The sequence below is a fragment of the Nocardia sp. NPDC005746 genome, from assembly GCF_040630785.1.
GTDB lineage: Bacteria > Actinomycetota > Actinomycetes > Mycobacteriales > Mycobacteriaceae > Nocardia.
In genome coordinates, this window is sequence record NZ_JBEXYE010000010.1 from 120706 (window position 1) to 137599 (window position 16894).

The window sequence follows — 16894 nt, forward strand, 5'->3', positions numbered from 1 at the left end:
CCCCTTTGCCGTGTGTCGATATCCGCGCCCCACTCGTTACACAAGCGGGGCAATAGCTTTCGCGCATCATTGCGCCGAACCGGATCCCGATCCGCTGCCGGACCCGGAATCCGCGGAGCCGCTCGCCGAACCGCTGCCCGCCGAACCGCTCGCCGACCCACTGGCCGAACCCGTCCCGATCGGACCGGTGGGCACGGTCGCGCCCTTCGAGCCCGGACGGTTGATGTACACGGTCACCGGCGTCGACGCGTCGGTCTCCACCGTCACCACCCGCGCACCCGGCGCGGAGGTCACGTGGCCGCCCTCGACCCGCACCGCGTAGCCATCCGGATAGTGGACATCCGAGGCGTAGATCTCCGTGGTCCCCGCGCGCGGGGTGTACCGGTAGGCGAAGTCACCGGTGTCCGGATCGAAGATCATCCGCCCGGGCGTGCCCGCGGTCGCCCGCGGATAGGTACGCACCAGCTGCTTGCCGACGTCCCCGAGGAACGGATCCGGCTTCGGCCCGCCCGCCCCGAAACGGGAGGAATAGTGCCAGTACTGCCAGCTCGCGAACCGCTCGTCCGCGCGGACCAGGGTATTGCGCAGCACCGTCGCGTCGCCGTCACCGAATTCGGTGACCAGTGTCGGCAATTGGGTGCGCGCGGTGAGGGCGTCGATATTGCCCCAGGTCTTGTCCTGCTGCAGCGGGCACAGGCCGCGCAGGAACGTGGGCAGGCCCATATAGATGGCCATCTGGCTGGGCATGCAGTAGTCGTGCGGCGCGAACGCGATGTTCGGGGCGCTGATCGGCGGATTCTTGCCCAGGTTGCTGGGCATGGTCTCGTTCCAGGTGACGTTGGGCTCCCACAGCACCATGAGGTCGCCATTGCTCCCGCGCACCGCGTCGGTCAGCTTCTGCATGGCCGCTTGGTATTTCACGTCGAAGCCCGGGCAGCCGTTGGGGAAGCAGGACAGGAACGCGCTCCCCGGCCACGGCTCGTTGAGCAGTTCGATTCCCATCGCTCCGGGGTGGCCGCTCATCTTCGCGGCGAGCGCGCCGAGCGCCTGGCCGAGGTAGTCGAGGGCGCCGTAGGAGTTGTTCCACACCTCGTCCCAGCCCGCGTTCATGCTGGGCATCAGGTAGTAGAGGGGGAAACCGAGATTGGGCTCCCCCGCTCCCGGGCGGGCGTGGAGGGACCACTCCGGAAAACCGTTCCCGCCCCACACCTCGGACAACCCGTCCTGATGGTTGTCGAGCACGGTGTGGATCCCGCACTCCGCCAGGGTGTCCACGATGTCCGCGACCCGATCCAGATACCCGGTGTCGACGACGCCCTTGGTCGGCATCAGCCCGTCGAAGGACACGCCCAGCCGGACGGTGTTGAAGCCGTGGCGAGCGAGCAGCGCCGCGTCGTCCGCGGTGACGGTGAGGCCGTCCCCCGCCTGGAGGAAGGGCGGTTCCTTGTCGACATTGTTGACCCCGTGCAGCAGCACGACCCGGCCGCTGTCGTCCACGAAGTGCGAGCCGTCGGTGTGGATCCGCCCGATCGAGGTGGCGGTGGGCGCGGCGTCCGCGACGACCGCGGAGGCCATCACCCCGCCCGCGACGGCGGCGGCGAGCAGCCCGCGCGTCCAGCGTCTCTGCATTCTTTTCAGTTCCCTTGGGTCAAACGTCCAAATGGACAAGCGTCCAATTTTTGAGTGATCGTAGCCACCAGAACTCTGGTCTTGACCGATTTCATCGAATCCCGCACGACGCATCGGCCCGGTCAGGGGCGTCATCGACCGTGGATCCGGGCACGGGACGCAGGTCACGTGGCTTTGTCGGTGGCTTCCTGGAGAATGGTCAAGGCCCGTTCGGGCCCGGATCAAGCCAGGAGGTGTTCGTGACCGACGGTCCACTCATCGTGCAGAGTGACAAAACGCTGCTGCTGGAGGTCGATCATGAGTCGGCCGGCGCGGCGCGGCAGGCCATCGCGCCGTTCGCGGAGCTGGAACGCGCGCCCGAGCACGTGCACACCTATCGGGTGACGCCGCTCGCGCTGTGGAACGCGCGGGCCGCCGGGCACGACGCCGAGCAGGTGGTCGACGCACTGGTCAGCTTCAGCCGGTACGCGGTGCCGCAGCCGCTGCTGGTCGACATCGTCGACACCATGGCCCGCTACGGGCGGCTGCAGTTGATGAAGCATCCGGCGCACGGGCTGGTCCTGGTCAGCCTGGATCGCGCGGTGCTGGAGGAGATCCTGCGGCACAAGAAGATTCAGCCCATGCTGGGCGCGCGCATCGACGACGACACGGTGATCGTGCATCCGTCCGAGCGCGGCCGCATCAAGCAGATGCTGCTCAAGGTCGGCTGGCCCGCCGAGGACCTGGCCGGCTACGTCGACGGCGAGGCGCACCAGATCGACCTGGACTACCAGTCCAGCAACTGGCATCTGCGCGACTATCAGGAACTGGCCGCGGAGTCGTTCTGGGCGGGCGGCTCCGGCGTGGTGGTGCTGCCGTGCGGCGCGGGCAAGACCATGGTGGGCGCGGCGGCGATGGCGAAGGCCAAGGCCACCACGCTGATCCTGGTCACCAATACCGTGGCCGGGCGGCAGTGGCGGCGCGAACTGCTGGCCCGCACCTCGCTGACCGAGGACGAGATCGGCGAGTACTCCGGGGAGCGCAAGGAGATCCGTCCGGTCACCATCGCCACCTATCAGGTGATCACGCGCAAGACCAAGGGCGAGTACCGGCATCTCGAGCTGTTCGACAGCCGCGACTGGGGCCTGGTCATCTACGACGAGGTGCACCTGCTGCCCGCCCCGGTCTTCCGGATGACCGCGGATCTGCAGTCGCGCCGCCGGCTCGGGCTGACCGCCACCCTGGTGCGCGAGGACGGCCGCGAGGGCGACGTGTTCTCGCTGATCGGCCCGAAGCGCTATGACGCGCCGTGGAAGGACATCGAGTCGCAGGGCTGGATCGCGCCCGCGGACTGCGTCGAGGTGCGGGTCACCCTGACCGATGCCGAGCGCATGGCCTACGCCACCGCCGAGCCGGAGGAGCGCTACAAGCTGTGCTCCACCGCGCGCACCAAACTGCCGGTGGTGGAGTCGATCCTGGCCCGGCACAAGGACGCGCCGAGTCTGGTGATCGGGGCCTACCTGGACCAGCTGGACGAGCTGGGCGAGCACCTGAACGCCCCGGTCATCCAGGGTTCCACCCGCACCAAGGAGCGCGAGGAGCTGTTCGACGCCTTCCGCCGCGGCGAGATCCCGGTGCTGGTGGTGTCGAAGGTGGCCAACTTCTCCATCGACCTGCCGGAAGCCTCGGTGGCGGTGCAGGTTTCGGGCACCTTCGGGTCGCGCCAGGAGGAGGCGCAACGGCTCGGGCGGCTGTTGCGGCCGAAACACGACGGCGGCCAAGCTCACTTCTATTCCGTGGTCGCACGTGACACGCTGGACGCCGAGTATGCCGCGCACCGGCAGCGTTTCCTGGCCGAGCAGGGGTATGCCTATCGCATCACCGATGCGGACGACCTGCTGGGTCCGACGATAGGATAAGTGGAGGAAGAGCCTCCATAAGGCGGGAGGGACGTACGTGCGGCGCTTCGAATTCGCGGTGGACCGCGACCATGCTCGGGCGGTCAACGAGGTGGTCGCGTATCTGCGACGACTCCGCATCTGGGCATACACGGCGGCCACCGCGCTGGGACTGGGCACCGCGTTCCTGATCTGGGTCAACCACCCGTGGTCCTGGCTGCTGGCGGTGGCCTTCCTGGCCGCCGCGGTGACCGCGCTGTTCATCGGGTACTGGATGCCGCATCGCGGCCGGGTGGACAAGCTCTACGCCGCGGGCGCCCTGGTGCCCGCGGTGGTGTCGGAGACCCACGGGGACGGGGCCACCCTGCTGGCCCTGGTCGATCTGGCCAAGCCGAACGCCCCCGGCCCCCGCTACGCCCTGGTGACCCGCACGGTCCGTTCCCTCCCCGGGCACCGGGCCCGCACCGGGGAACGGGTACCGGCGGTGACGGTTCGCGTGGACCGCGCCCCCGGCCCGGTCGGCGACCTGTGGCAGTCGGTGAGCGCCATGCCCATCGCCTGGGGCACCCGGGACCTGAACATCATCGAACGCGCCCGCGAGGCCATCCACGAGGTCGAGTGGAAGCTGCTCACCGACAATCTGGATCTGGCCACCAAGGTGCGCGGCGCGGACGCCAAGCGCCTGCTGCTGGATCCGCAGCAGCTGCCGGAGGAGTTGCGCGGCTGAGCGATCCGCTCCGAACCCGCGATTTTCGCTTGCGCCGCTTCGTAGGATGGGGTGATGGTTCCCGTCACGAATCTGGTGGCGTTTCTGATCGCGGCCGTCGCGCTGATCGTAATCCCCGGCCCCGGAGTGCTTTTCGTCATCGGCCGGGCGCTGTCCTACGGGCGGCGGGCCGCGCTGCTGTCCGTGCTCGGCCATTCCCTGGGCGTCCTCGGCGTCATGGTGCTGGTCGCGGCCGGTCTGGGCACGCTGCTGGCCGCGTCCGCGATCGCGCTGGCGATCGTGAAGTTCGCGGGTGCGCTCTATCTCATCTACCTCGGGGTGCAGGCGATCCGGGATCGACGCGCGCTGCGGGAGGCGTTCCAGGCGCGGGCCGAGCCGGTCGGCACCGGCCGGGCGCTGCGGCAGTCGATGCTGGTGGGCGTCACCAATCCGAAGGCGATCATCTTCTTCTCCGCGGTGCTGCCGCAGTTCGTGGCCCCGCACGCCGGCCCGGTCCCGGCGCAGATGCTGATCCTCGGGCTGCTGTTCATCGCCGTCGCGCTGGTCTCCGACTCGGTGTGGGCGCTGGCGGCGGGTTCGGCTCGGGAATGGTTCGCGCGCTCGCCGAAGCGGCTGGAGGCGGTCGGCGGCGCGGGCGGGGTGATGATCATCGGCCTGGGGGCGAGTGTGGCCGTGTCGGGCAGCGGTAGCTGAGTCCGCAGCCGATTAGCATCAGCTCGTCGGCACTCGTACGTGTGTGTGGAAAGGGCGGCTGGAGCGGATGCTTCGGAACTGGCGGTACCTGACGGTGGGGGCGGTACTGCTGCTGGGCGCGAACGCGGCTCCCGCGCAGGCGGATTCGAGCGACCCGCTGACGGGCGCGCCCGGCGCGGGCGATCCGTACTACCCGCTGGACGGCAACGGCGGCTACGACGTCGGCCACTACGACGTCACCATCGCCTACGACCCGCCGACGCATCAGCTGACCGGGGACACCCGCGTCGACGCGGTGGCGACCCAGGCGCTGCGGGTGTTCAACCTGGACTACAGCGGCCCGGCGGTGTCCAAGGTGACCGTCAACAACCTGCCCGCCTGGTTCGACCGCAACGGCGAGCACGAGCTGTCGGTCACCCCGCTGCTCCCGCTGCTCCCGGGCCTGCCGTTCACCGTGCGGGTGGAGTACGCGGGCGAGGTGACCGGCACCGAGGGCGAGGGCTGGGTGTTCTCGCCCAGCGGCGGCGCGTTCGTGGCGGGTGAACCGCATTCGGCGAGCAGCTGGTACCCGCTCAATGACACGCCCCTGGACAAGGCGACCTTCACCCTGCACGCCACGGTGCCGCAGGAGTGGGAGGTGATGTCGATCGGCGACAAGGTGTCCGACACCGTGCAGGGCGTGAACCGGACCGTGTCCTGGGAGATGCGTCAGCCGGTGATCGGCTACCTGACCACGGTCGCCGTCGACCGGTTCGAGTTCCTGGAACAGCGGCGCGCCAATGGAACTCCGCTGCTGAGCGCCTTCGCGCCGAGCGCGGGCCAGGGCCGGGACCTGGAGGCGCGGCTGCCCGAGATCCTGGACTTCCAGGAGGAGCTGTACGGCCCGTACCCGTTCGACACCGCGGGCGGCCTCTACGTCGACACCGGACTCCAATTCTCGCTGGAGACGCAGTCGCGCCCGATCTACGCGCCCTGGACCGATCTGAGCACCGTGGTGCACGAGATCGCCCACCAGTGGTGGGGCGATTCCATGTCGGTGAAGCAGTGGTCCGACGTCTGCCTGAACGAATGCTTCGCCAGCTACACCGCCGACTACCTGTGGCCGGAACGCAAGGACGGCAAGGACGTCGACGCCGAGTACCGCGACACCGTCGCGAAATACCATGACAATCCGAAGTTCTGGGAGATCGCGCTCCAGAACCCCGGCAAGGACAACGAATTCACCGCGGTCTACTACCGGGGTCCGCTGTTCCTGCACGCGCTGCGCCGGACCATGGGCGACGCCGCGTTCTTCGGAGCGGTTCGTGATTTCGTCATGGCGCACCGGTACGGCAACGCGTCCATGCCGGAGTTCCGGACCTTCCTGGGGTCGCGCTCGCCGGTCGATCTGACCGGGTTCCTGGCCGCCTGGCTGGACCGCACCGACCGTCCGGCCGACGAGTTCCTCTACCCCGGCCCGCTGCGCGCCTGATCAGGCCGGGACCGGCCGCGCCCGGTCCGAGAGCACCAGGGCGGCCATAGCGCCGAGCACCGACCCGGTGACGTATCGCTGCGCCCGCAGCCACAGCGGCCGCCGGGCCAGGAAGGTCGAGACCGCGCCCGCGCTCAGCACGATCAGGGCGTTCACGGTGACCGCGATGGCGATCTGCACCGCGCCCAGCGACAAGCTCTGCAGCCAGACCCGCCCGTGCGCGGGCACCACGAACTGCGGGATCAGCGCCATGTAGAGGATGGCGATCTTGGGGTTGAGCAGGTTGGTGACCAGCCCCATCGTGAACAGCCGCCGAGCCGGATCCGCGGGCAGCTCGGTCGGCGCGAACAGCCCGGCCCCACCCGGCCGCAAGGTCTGCCAGGCCAGGTAGACCAGGTACAGCGCGCCCGCGACCTTCACCGTCAGAAACAGCGCGGGCACCATGGCGAAGACCGCGGTGATCCCGGCCGTCGCGGCCGCCAGATACACCCCGAATCCGACCGCCACCCCGCCCAGTGACACGAGTCCGGCCCGCCGCCCCTGCGACACGGTCCGCGACACCAGATACATCATGTTCGGCCCCGGCGTGAGCACCAGCCCCAGCGCCGCGGCGGCCACGCCCAGCACCGCACTCGCTTCGATCATGCGACCGATTCTCCGGCCGCATCGGTCCGCTGTCGCGGTCCACTCACCACCGACTGGACCCCCGACCAGAGGCCACCGGGTCCGGGTCAGCGCACCGCTTCGGCCTGGTGGCCGGCCCGGAGGCGGCGCACGCCCTCGGCGATGGTCTCCTCCTTCTTGCAGAAGGTGAACCGCACCAGATGGTTCCACGCGGCCTTGTCGTCGGCGAAGACGCTGACCGGCACCGCGGCCACGCCGAGGCGTTCGGGCAGTTCACGGCAGAAGGCGTAGGCGTCGGACGCGCCGAGCGGAGTGATGTCGGCGCACACGAAATAGGTGCCGTCACTGCGTTTCACGCCGAAACCGGCCTCGGACAACGCCGCGGAGAGGCGGAGTCGCTTCTCCGCGAGGGTGTCGCGCAACGCGGCCACCCACTGCTGCTCGTGGTCGAGGGCATGGGCGACGGCGGGCTGGAACGGGCCGCCGCCGACGAAGGTGAGGAACTGCTTGGCGGCCAGCACCGCGTCCAGCAGCGGCGCGGGCGCGCAGGCCCAGCCGATCTTCCAGCCGGTGACGCTGAAGGTCTTGGCGGCACTGGAGATCACGATGGTGCGCTCGAACATGCCGGGCAGCGTGGACAGGCTGATGTGCTCGTGCCCGTCGTAGCAGAGATGTTCGTACGCCTCGTCGGACATGACGTACAGGTCGTGTTCGACGGCGAGTTCGGCGATGGCGGTGAGATCGGCGCGCGAGAGCACGGTGCCGGTCGGGTTGTGCGGCGAATTCACCAGCAGCATCCGGGTTTTCGGGGTGATGGCGGCGCGCAGGCTGTCCAGGTCGAGCGCGAAGCCGTCGCCGTCGGGCACCAGCCGGGCGGTGCGGCGCCGGGCTCCGGCCAGGGCGATGGCCGCCGCGTAGGAGTCGTAGTAGGGCTCGATGAGCACCACGTCGTCGCCGGGTTCGACCAGGCCGAGCACGGTGGCCGCGATGGCCTCGGTGGCGCCGACGGTGACCAGCACCTGGCTGTCGGGGTCGTAGTGGGTGCCGTAGCGGCGGGCGCGGTCGGCGGCGATGGCCTGCCGCAGGGCGGGTACACCGCGGCCGGGCGGGTACTGGTTGAAGCCGTCGGCGATGGCCTGCCGCGCCACCTCGAGCATGCCCGCGGGGCCGTCGCTGTCGGGGAAGCCCTGGCCGAGGTTGACCGCGCCGTGACGGACGGCCAGTTCGGTCATCTCGGCGAAGATCGTCGACGCGAACGGCTGCAGACGGGCGACGGTCGGAATACGCGGCATGTCCGGAGCCTAATCCATCGCCGGGAACGGCCGGCGGCCGTGATTCACCGCACAGCCAGGTCAGCGCGGAAGCCGGATGCCGCTCAGTTTGTCCGGGTTCACCACGTCGTAGACGCCCCACACCTTGCCGTCGCGCACGGTGAACGCGTACACCCGCCGCGGATTGCCCGCATAGCCGTCCCGGGCCGGGATCGAGTGCGCGAGAATGCCGTGCTGCCCGTTGACCAGGACCGGTTCGAGTTCCCGGCCGGGCGCGGGATCGCCGGGGCCGCCGCCCGCGCCGACCAGCATGAACTTGCGCCACAGCCCCAGCCACAGGCGCGCGTTCTTGTCCACGCCCGCAACCACATTGACCGCGGTGGACACCTTGCCGCCGCCGTCGCCGACGGTGCGCACGTCCGGATGCAGCGCTGCCACCACGGCGTCCACGTTCCCGCTGGCCAGCGCGTCCAGCAGGGTCCGCACCGCGGCCTCGTGCTCGGCGTCGGCGGCCGGTTCCGGCGCGTCCGACACCGCCTTGCGGGCCCGGGTGGCCAGCTGTCGCGCGGCATCGACGGAAACGTCCAGGATGTCGGCGATCTCGGTGAACGGCACCGAGAAGCCGTCGTGCAGAACGAAGGCCACCCGCTGCGGCGGAGTCAGCGTGTCCAGCACCACGAGGGCGGCGAACCGGAACTCCTGTTTGCGCATCACCGCGGCGAGCGGATCGGGGGTGCTGGACGGCGTCACCGCGGTGACCACCGGCTCCGGGAGCCACTGCCCCACATACGTTTCGCGGCGCACCGCCGCGCTGCGCAGCCGGTCCAGGCAGAGCCGGCTGACCACGGTGGTGAGCCAGGCGCGCAGGTCGTGGATCTCGGATTGGCGGGCCGCGGCGAGCCGTAACCAGCTCTCCTGCACGGCGTCCTCGGCGTCGCTCACGCTCCCGGTGAGCCGGTAGGCCACCGAGACCAGATGCGGCCGATGCGTTTCGAACAAGTCGGCGAGGAGAGCGGCAACCATCGCACCGATCCTACGACCGGCCACCGACAGCGCTACAGCCGGTCACCGGCAGAGCCGGAGCGGGTCACTGGCAGAGCTGCGCCCGGGCACCGAGAATTACCGATCGCGCCCGCCCGATTCCGTGACAGCATGACCGCATGGACGCGGAATTCCTCTCCGACGGCACGGTCTGGTTGTCGCCGCCCGCCGTCTCCGACATCGACGCCATCACCGCCCTGTGCCAGGAGCCCTCGATCGGCGCGTGGACCACCATGCCGGTCCCCTACCATCGCGCCGACGCGGAGAAGTTCATCTACGACATCGTCGGCCCCGGGTGGGCCGCCCGCAGCCCCACCTGGGCGGTGCGCGGTGCGGCCGACGGCCCGGTGGTCGGGATGATCGGCCTGAGCCCGCTCTATCCCCGCCGCGACGACGCTACCGCCGAGATCGGCTTCTGGCTCACCCCCACCGCCCGCGGCGCGGGCGTGATGACCCGGGCGGCGCGACTGGTGGCGGCCGTCGGCCTGGATCCCGAGGCGCTGGGCTTCGAGCGCCTGGAGTGGCGGGCCTTCACCGGAAACCATCCGTCCGCGGCCGTGGCCCGCCGCATCGGCATGCACTACGAGGGCCTGATCCGCGGCGGCGGCATGCAGCGCGGCGTCCGCCGCGACATCTGGGTGGCGGGGCGGCTGCGCACCGATCCGGATACACCCAGCCCCCACTGGCCCGCGGACCTCTGACCAGTCGATACCCGGAAAAGCGTTCGGCGCACACCCGCCGGACTGGGTGTGCGCCGAACTCAGTGTGCACGCCGGATGCGTTCGGCGCGAGGCGAACTCGCCGCGCCCGGGTGCGGGTCTATCGGATCGGGAACCTACGCGCGGCCCACGCGGCGCTGGGCGACCGCGTCCGCGAGGCGCTCCAGCTGGGCGACCGTGGTGTCCCAGTCGATGCAGGCGTCGGTGATGGACTGGCCGTAGGTGAGGTCCTCCGGCTTGCCGAGGGTGAGGTCCTGGCGACCGGCGACGATGAAGGACTCCATCATCAGGCCGACCACGGTGTCCTCGCCGCCCGCGATGCGCTCGGCCAGATCGGTGACCACGTCGACCTGCTTGTTGTGGTCCTTGTTGGAGTTGCCGTGCGAGGCGTCCACCACGAGGCGCTGGGGCAGCGACGACTTCTCCAGGCGCAGAAGGGCTTCCGAGCAGGAGGCGGCGTCGAAGTTGGGGCCGTTGGAGCCGCCGCGCAGGATGACGTGGCAGTCCGGGTTGCCGGCGGTGCGGATGAGCGCGGAACGCCCGTCCAGGTCGGTGCCGGGGAACACGTGGGAGGCGGCCGCGGCGCGCACGCCGTCCACCGCGACCTGCACGTCGCCGTCGGTGCCGTTCTTGATCCCGACCGGCATGGACAGCGCCGAGGACAGCTGCCGGTGCACCTGGCTGGCGGCGGTGCGGGCGCCGATCGCGCCGTAGGCGACCAGGTCGGCGATGTACTGCGGGGTGATCGGGTCCAGGAACTCGCACGCCACGGGCAGTCCGAGCGCGGTGATGTCGACCAGCAGGCGGCGGCCCAGGTCCAGGCCGGTGTTGATGTCGAAGCTGCCGTCCAGGTGCGGGTCGTTGATCAGGCCCTTCCAGCCCAGCGTGGTGCGCGGCTTCTCGAAGTAGACGCGCATCACCACGTGCAGGCGGTCGTCCAGTTCGGCGGCCTTGGCGGCCAGGCGACGGGCGTAGTCCATGGCGGCTTCGGGATCGTGCACCGAACACGGGCCGACGATCACCATGAGGCGGTCGTCGGTGCCGTTGAGCACGTCGACGGTGGCCTTGCGGCCGGCGCGCACGGTGCCGGCGAGGGTGTCGTCGATCGGGTGGGCGGCACGGACCTCGCGCGGCGAGCTCAGCGGACTGACGCTGAGGGTGCGCTGGTCATCGAGATCGGCATGCCGGTCGAGATCGGCGGTGGTGCTCATGGGTGGTTTTCCTTGTCCCAGGCCGACCCACGGAGAATTGCGAAACCCCTTGGAGCCGGTCTGATTTCGTCCGGCTCGGGGTGGAGGATGTCAGCGCGAGGTCACGCCGCACGACCCACCCGGGGCCGGCTGGCTAAACCAGAAATACTGACGCTGCATGCCTGGCACTGTACCAGAGATCCATTTTCGTGCGTGTGGCGTACGCCACGGTCACTGGGACGGGTATCCCACCTGATGGGATACCCGGGTCAGTGCAGGATGTAGTGCAGGATCACGTCGTGCACGTGCCGTGTCTTGTCGTCGCCGCGGAACTCCACCTCGTAGGTGTGGTGCCCGGTGCTGATGGCGATGTGCCCCGACGAGAAGAACTGGCCCGCGAACGACTTGTTGGTCAGGATGCTCACGCTCGAGATCCGCGCGTAGGGGATGGACGTGATCGCGATCTTCTTACCCACGAACGAGTTGTCCTGGATGACGACCCGCCGGTCGGTGAGCCCCAGGAATCCGGTGCCCACGCCGATGGCGTCGTACACGGCGAGGATCTGCTCGCCCTGCATCAATCCCTGCCGGATCTTGTCGAGTTGATCCTGTCGATCGAATGGAATGCTCACCAACCCCGCCTTTCGGCTCAGCGATGCTCCCGGATTTCGGTTCAGCGGCGCACGAACGGATAGCTGACCTTGGTCAGCTGCTCGGACAGCTCCCACAGCCGCCGCGCGGTCACCTCGTCCTTGGAGGCCGCGCTGGACGGGCTGGGCCCGGGGTAGCCGCGCATGCCGCGCAGCCCGGTGGGCCCGTAGAAGCCGCCCGGCTCGACCTCGGCGGTCGCGGCGAACAGCGTTGGCAGCGCGCCCATCTCGGCGCTCTGCGCGAACAGCCGGTTGCCGATCGACATCAGGGTGTCGTAGATCGACTCGGTGTGCCCCTGCAGGTCGGTGGCGGCATACCCGGGATGCGCGGCCACCGACAGCTTCGCCGATCCGGCGGCGGTCAGGCGGCGCTGCAGTTCCCGCGCGAACATCAGATTCGCGAGCTTGGACTGTCCGTAGGCGGCCCAGCGCTGATAGCTGCGCCGCTCCCAGTCCAGGTCCTCGAGATCGATGCGGCCGATGGCGTGCATGCCCGAGGACAGCGTGACCACCCGGTCCCGGATCTTGTCCAGCAGCAGCCCGGTCAGCGCGAAATGGCCGAGATGGTTTGTGCCGATCTGCATTTCGAAGCCCTCGGCGGTGCGCTTGAGCGGCACCGCCATCACGCCCGCGTTGTTGATCAGCACGTCCGCGCCGTCGACCGAGTCGGCGAACTCGTGCACCGAGGCCAGGTCGGCCAGGTCCAGGCGGCGCACCTGGGCGTTCGGGCCGATCCGATCGGCCACCGCTCTCGCCTTCACTTCATTACGGCACGCCATGATCACCTTCGCGCCCGCGCCGGCGAGCGCTCGCGCGGTGGCCGCGCCCAGCCCGCTGTTGGCCCCGGTGACGATGAAGGTCCGGCCCGCTTGATCGGGGATGTCGGAGATGTCCCAGCCGCTCACGGCATCGAGTCTAGGGGCGCGGAGGCGCGCACGTCCGATGTCGGCGTTAACGGTTCCCGGACGCGGGATTTGCCGCCCGTCCCGAGCGGGTACCGAGCGCGGCGTGTCCGTGTCCTATTCATCCCTTTGACCTGCGTGAGCGGTAGCGTCCGCGACCATGGACGCCCTGATACTCGCGGGTTTGCCGGGCATTCTGGTCCTGATCTGGAAACAGGGCTCCCGCCGATCCGTGTCGGCGGCCTGGTGGGTGCGCGCACTGAGACACCTGCCGCCGATCCCCGCACCCTGTGAAAGGGGCGCGGGGATCACGCTTCTTCAGGAGAGGGCGAGCACCTCGTCGTCGGACATGGCGGCCACCTCCAGGTAGAGGCGGGCCACGCCGTCGAGCCGGCCGGTGGCGCCGGCCCGGCGTTCCCGCTCCAGCAGCCGGGCGGTCAGACCCTCGACCGTGCGGGCCGCGAAGAAGTCGGCGACCACCGTGTCCGGGGAGTCCAGCCAGTCCCGCACGCGGGCGATGACCGCGGTGGCCAGCACCGAATCGCCGCCCAGGGCGAAGAAGTCGTCGGTCACCCCGACGGACTCGCGGCCCAGCACCGACGCGATGATGTCGGCCACGGCGCGCTCGACATCGGTTCGGGGCGCGACGAATTCGCCCGCCCGCTCGCCCTCGGCCAGCAGCCCGGCGATGGCTTTGCGATCCGGTTTGCCGTTCGAGGTGAACGGCAGCTCGGCGAGCGTCTCCACTCGATCCGGAATCATGTAGGCGGGCAACAGATTCGCGGCCGCCTCCAACATCAGCGGGACGTCCAGGGCGACGCCGTCGTCGGCCACCAGGACGGCGGCCAGCTTCGGCGCGGCCGCGCCCACCACAGCGGCGATGGCGTGCCGCACACCCGGCAGGCCGCGCAGCACGCTCTCCACCTCGCCGAGTTCCACCCGGTAGCCGCGGATCTTGACCTGATGGTCGGCGCGGCCCAGGAATTCCAGGCAGCCGTCGGGCAGATAGCGGGCCAGATCGCCGGTGCGGTACCAGTTCAGGCCGTCGTGGGTGACGAACCGGTCGGCGGTGCGCTCCGGGTCCCCGCGGTACCCGGCGGCCACACCCTCGCCGCCGATCCACAGTTCACCCGTCACCCAGTCCGGGCAGTCCTGACCGGACGGGCCGACCACACGGCAACGCACATTGCGCAGCGGGGTGCCGTACGGGACGGCCGACCACTCCGGCGGCACCTCGGCATTCACGACCTCGCGGATCGTGGAGTGGATGGCCGTCTCGGTGGCCCCGCCCAGCCCGGCGAACCGGCAGCCGGGAGCCACCGCGGCGAGGCGGCCCGGCAGCGCCACGTCCACCCAGTCGCCGCCCAGGATCACCATGCGCAAACTGTCCACAGGTTTCCCGGCCGCGGCCTCCAGCGTCATGTCCAGCAGGCTGGGGACGCAGTTCAGCACCGACACCCGGTGGCGGCGGATGAGCTCCACCCAGCGGCCCGGCTCCGCGCGCTGTCCCTCATCCAGCGCGATCACCGCGCCGCCGGCGCTCAGCAGACCGAAGATGTCGTAGACGGACAGGTCGAATTCGAGCGCCGACAGGGCCAGCGCCCGATCATCCACACCGATCCCGAAGCGTTCGTTCAGGTCGTCGATGGTGTTCATGGCGGCCCGGTGCGGCACCTCCACACCCTTCGGCCGCCCGGTGGAGCCGGAGGTGAACAGCACGTAGGCGATCGCCTCCGGATCCGGGATCACGGCCTGCGCCAACGGCTCCGGGTACTCCCGCGCCGCGCGCAAGGCCACGGTCGGCAGCCCGGGCACCTCGCCGCCGGTCGTCACCGCCGCGACGACCGCACCGGTCCGCAGGATCTCGGCGCGCCGCCGGTCGGGCTGGTCGAACCCGATCGGCACGTACACGGCCCCCGCGGCCAGTACACCGACGGTAGCCAGGATCTGATCCGCGCCCTTCGGCAACTGCACGGCGACCGCGTCGCCCGGCCGCACACCCACCGCCCGCAGCGCACCCGCCACCGCGAGCGCCTGCGCGGCCAGCTCCCGATACGTGAGAATGTCTGCGACGACGCCCGATTCACGGCCGTCCGTCGCACCCGTCGGATCGACGCGGTCGGACTCCCAGACGATCGCCGGAGCGTCCGGGTGCGCGGCGGCGTGGTCGAACAGGCCGCTGTGCAGCGCGCGGCCGCTGACCGGGCCGTCGGTGGCGTTCACCTGGGCGCGAACCACCGCCTGCTCCACGGGAATTCGCACCGCGGCCTCGGCGTCCCATCCCGCGCCACCGAAACCGGCGGTGGTGTGGGCGGCTTCGGTGGCGGCGTCCGGACCGGGCTCGTCACTGCCCGCGAGGCGCAGGACTGCGTCGATGTAGCGGGTGAACATGGTCTCGACCATGGCCGGCGGGAAGGCGTCGGAGCGGACGTCCCAGTTCAGCAGCAGACCGCCGCGAACTTCGGTGACCTGCGCGTCGAGCAGTACCTGCGGACCCTGCGAGATGATCCAGACCGGGTCGCCGAAGGTGTCGGTGACCTGGTCGGCGAACAGCTCGCCCAGATTGATGGCGCTGGTGTAGACGATCGGGGCCAGCACCGGTTCGGCGCGCAGGCGGCCCAGATCGCGCAGCACCTCCAGGCCGGTGTAACCGGAATGCGCTCCGGCGGCGTGCAATTCGCGCTGCAGCGCCCGGGCGCGCTCGGTGACGGTAGCCGGCTCGGTGACGTCCACCTCCAGCAACACCGAGGAGGTGAAGTCGCCGACCACGCCGTCCACCTGCGGGTGCACCGGTTCCCGGTGGAACAGCGGCAGATTCAGCAGGAACCGGCGCTGTGCCGACCAGCCGCCGATACTCTCGGCGAACACCGAGGCCAAGGCCATGGCCGGGGTGATGCCGCGGGCGTGCGCCGCGGCGAACATGCGGCCCTTGGCCTCCGGCGACAGCCAGCGGTGCAACCGTACGGTCCGCGCCGCCCGCTCCCCCGGCTCCGCCACCGCGGCCTCGGAAGCCCGCGGCAGTTCCGGCGCGCCCGGCAGCTCGGGCAGGCGGGCCTGCCACCACGCGCGGTCGGCGGCGTGTTCCGGTGCGGGACCGGCGTGTTCGGCCAGGTACTCGCGGAAGGTGTAGTCCTGGGGCGGCAGCTGCTCACCGTGGTACAGGCGCGCCAGGTCGGCGACCAGGATGCGGTAGCTCATGGCGTCGGCCGCGAGCATGTCCACGTCCAGGTGCAGCCGGGTGCGGCCCTCCGGCAGCCGGGTCAGCGCGATATCGACGACCTGCCCGTCCTCGACGGCCATCAGCTGGTGGGTCCGGCGGTCCCGCAGCTCCTCCAGCGCCCGTTCCACCGCCTCGGGCGCGGCGTCGCGCAGGTCGGTGACGCTCCAGACGTCCCGGCCCGGGCGCTCCAGGGTCTGCTGGGTGCCGTCGGGCAGGAACCGGGTGCGCAGCATCGGATGCCGCCGCAGAAGCGCCTCGACCGCGGCGCCCAGGCGGGCGGGATCGACACCGGCCCCGTCGAATTCGACGTAGAGGTGAGCGGCGACGGCGCCGAGTTGCTGACTGTCGGACCGCCCGATCCAGTACGCGTGCTGCATGGGCGCGAGCGCGAACGGGGCGCCGTCGTCGACGCCGGTTTCGAGGTCATCGGCCGCCGCGACGCCGACCGCGGCGAGCTCGCTACTCGGCTCCGGTCCCGAATCAGCCTGCGCGGCCTCGCGATTGGTCTCCGCCGCGCTCTCCTCGCCGGTCCCGCTCAGCAGGCTGTGCCAGGCGGCGACCGTGGGCTCGGCGGCGAGCTGGGCGAAGTTCACGGCCAGGCCGCGCTTGCGCCAGCCGCCCGCGAGTTTCATGGTGCGGATGGAGTCGAGGCCGAGCTGGATGAGGTCGTCGTGGTCGGCGATATCGGCCGGTTCGAGACCGAGGTGTCCGGCGATGGCGGCACGGATCTCGTCCCGGGCGATGTTCGCCGATGGCCCCTGGGGTGACTCCATTCCGCTGGTACTCCTTGTTCGACGGGATCGATGGGCAGAAGCGTAACCCATTGAGATAGGGTTGCCTAACCTATGCAAGGACACCCTTACCAGCAAGAGGCCAGAGC

The 16894-nt window shown here is 70.2% G+C and carries 13 protein-coding genes; 5 read left to right on the top strand and 8 right to left on the bottom strand.

Annotated features, from left to right (window positions below; translation table 11 throughout):
• Positions 1–66: 66 nt before the first annotated feature.
• Positions 67–1629, bottom strand: coding sequence for a cellulase family glycosylhydrolase (locus ABZ412_RS20315; RefSeq protein ID WP_357282587.1), 1563 nt, complete (start codon positions 1627–1629; stop codon positions 67–69).
• Positions 1630–1868: 239 nt separating this feature from the next.
• On the opposite strand from ABZ412_RS20315, the gene ABZ412_RS20320 reads away from it, so the two are divergent.
• The 4 genes from ABZ412_RS20320 to ABZ412_RS20335 all read left to right on the top strand — a co-directional run bounded on the left by ABZ412_RS20320 (position 1869) and on the right by ABZ412_RS20335 (position 6397).
• Complete coding sequence (locus ABZ412_RS20320) at positions 1869–3527, top strand: DNA repair helicase XPB (RefSeq protein WP_357282590.1); 1659 nt, start codon at positions 1869–1871, stop codon at positions 3525–3527.
• Between the two features lie 37 nt (positions 3528–3564).
• On the top strand, positions 3565–4233 hold the full coding sequence (locus ABZ412_RS20325; RefSeq protein ID WP_357282592.1) for a DUF3239 domain-containing protein: 669 nt from the start codon (positions 3565–3567) through the stop codon (positions 4231–4233).
• A 54-nt stretch (positions 4234–4287) separates the two neighbouring features.
• Positions 4288–4926, top strand: coding sequence for a LysE family translocator (locus tag ABZ412_RS20330; RefSeq protein WP_357282594.1), 639 nt, complete (start codon positions 4288–4290; stop codon positions 4924–4926).
• A gap of 67 nt (positions 4927–4993) precedes the next feature.
• A complete protein-coding gene (locus ABZ412_RS20335) occupies positions 4994–6397 on the top strand; it encodes a M1 family metallopeptidase (RefSeq protein ID WP_357282597.1) in 1404 nt (467 codons plus the stop codon).
• On the opposite strand, the gene ABZ412_RS20340 is transcribed toward ABZ412_RS20335, so the two are convergent.
• The 3 genes from ABZ412_RS20340 to ABZ412_RS20350 all read right to left on the bottom strand — a co-directional run bounded on the left by ABZ412_RS20340 (position 6398) and on the right by ABZ412_RS20350 (position 9315).
• Positions 6398–7042 carry a LysE family translocator gene (locus ABZ412_RS20340; protein WP_357282599.1) on the bottom strand — a complete coding sequence of 215 codons (645 nt, stop codon included), beginning with the start codon at positions 7040–7042 and terminating at the stop codon, positions 6398–6400.
• Between the two features lie 86 nt (positions 7043–7128).
• Positions 7129–8313 carry a pyridoxal phosphate-dependent aminotransferase gene (locus ABZ412_RS20345; RefSeq protein ID WP_357282601.1) on the bottom strand — a complete coding sequence of 395 codons (1185 nt, stop codon included), beginning with the start codon at positions 8311–8313 and terminating at the stop codon, positions 7129–7131.
• 60 nt (positions 8314–8373) lie between these two features.
• Entirely contained in the window at positions 8374–9315 is a 942-nt protein-coding gene (locus tag ABZ412_RS20350) for a sigma-70 family RNA polymerase sigma factor (RefSeq protein WP_357282604.1), read from the bottom strand.
• Positions 9316–9452: 137 nt separating this feature from the next.
• Here ABZ412_RS20350 and ABZ412_RS20355 point away from each other — a divergent pair, with 137 nt between their 5' ends.
• Entirely contained in the window at positions 9453–10034 is a 582-nt protein-coding gene (locus ABZ412_RS20355; protein WP_357282606.1) for a GNAT family N-acetyltransferase, read from the top strand.
• Positions 10035–10168: 134 nt separating this feature from the next.
• Here ABZ412_RS20355 and ABZ412_RS20360 read toward each other — a convergent pair whose 3' ends face one another.
• The 4 genes from ABZ412_RS20360 to ABZ412_RS20375 all read right to left on the bottom strand — a co-directional run bounded on the left by ABZ412_RS20360 (position 10169) and on the right by ABZ412_RS20375 (position 16787).
• Positions 10169–11263, bottom strand: a complete 1095-nt coding sequence (locus tag ABZ412_RS20360) for a 3-deoxy-7-phosphoheptulonate synthase (protein WP_357282609.1) — start codon at positions 11261–11263, stop codon at positions 10169–10171.
• 248 nt (positions 11264–11511) lie between these two features.
• Positions 11512–11874, bottom strand: coding sequence for a PH domain-containing protein (locus ABZ412_RS20365; protein ID WP_357282611.1), 363 nt, complete (start codon positions 11872–11874; stop codon positions 11512–11514).
• A gap of 41 nt (positions 11875–11915) precedes the next feature.
• Positions 11916–12797 (bottom strand): oxidoreductase, encoded by an 882-nt coding sequence (locus tag ABZ412_RS20370; RefSeq protein WP_357282613.1) that lies wholly within the window; start codon positions 12795–12797, stop codon positions 11916–11918.
• A 315-nt stretch (positions 12798–13112) separates the two neighbouring features.
• The gene (locus tag ABZ412_RS20375; protein WP_357282615.1) at positions 13113–16787 is read right to left on the bottom strand and encodes an amino acid adenylation domain-containing protein; all 3675 of its coding nucleotides are present in this window, start codon (positions 16785–16787) and stop codon (positions 13113–13115) included.
• Positions 16788–16894 lie beyond the last annotated feature (107 nt).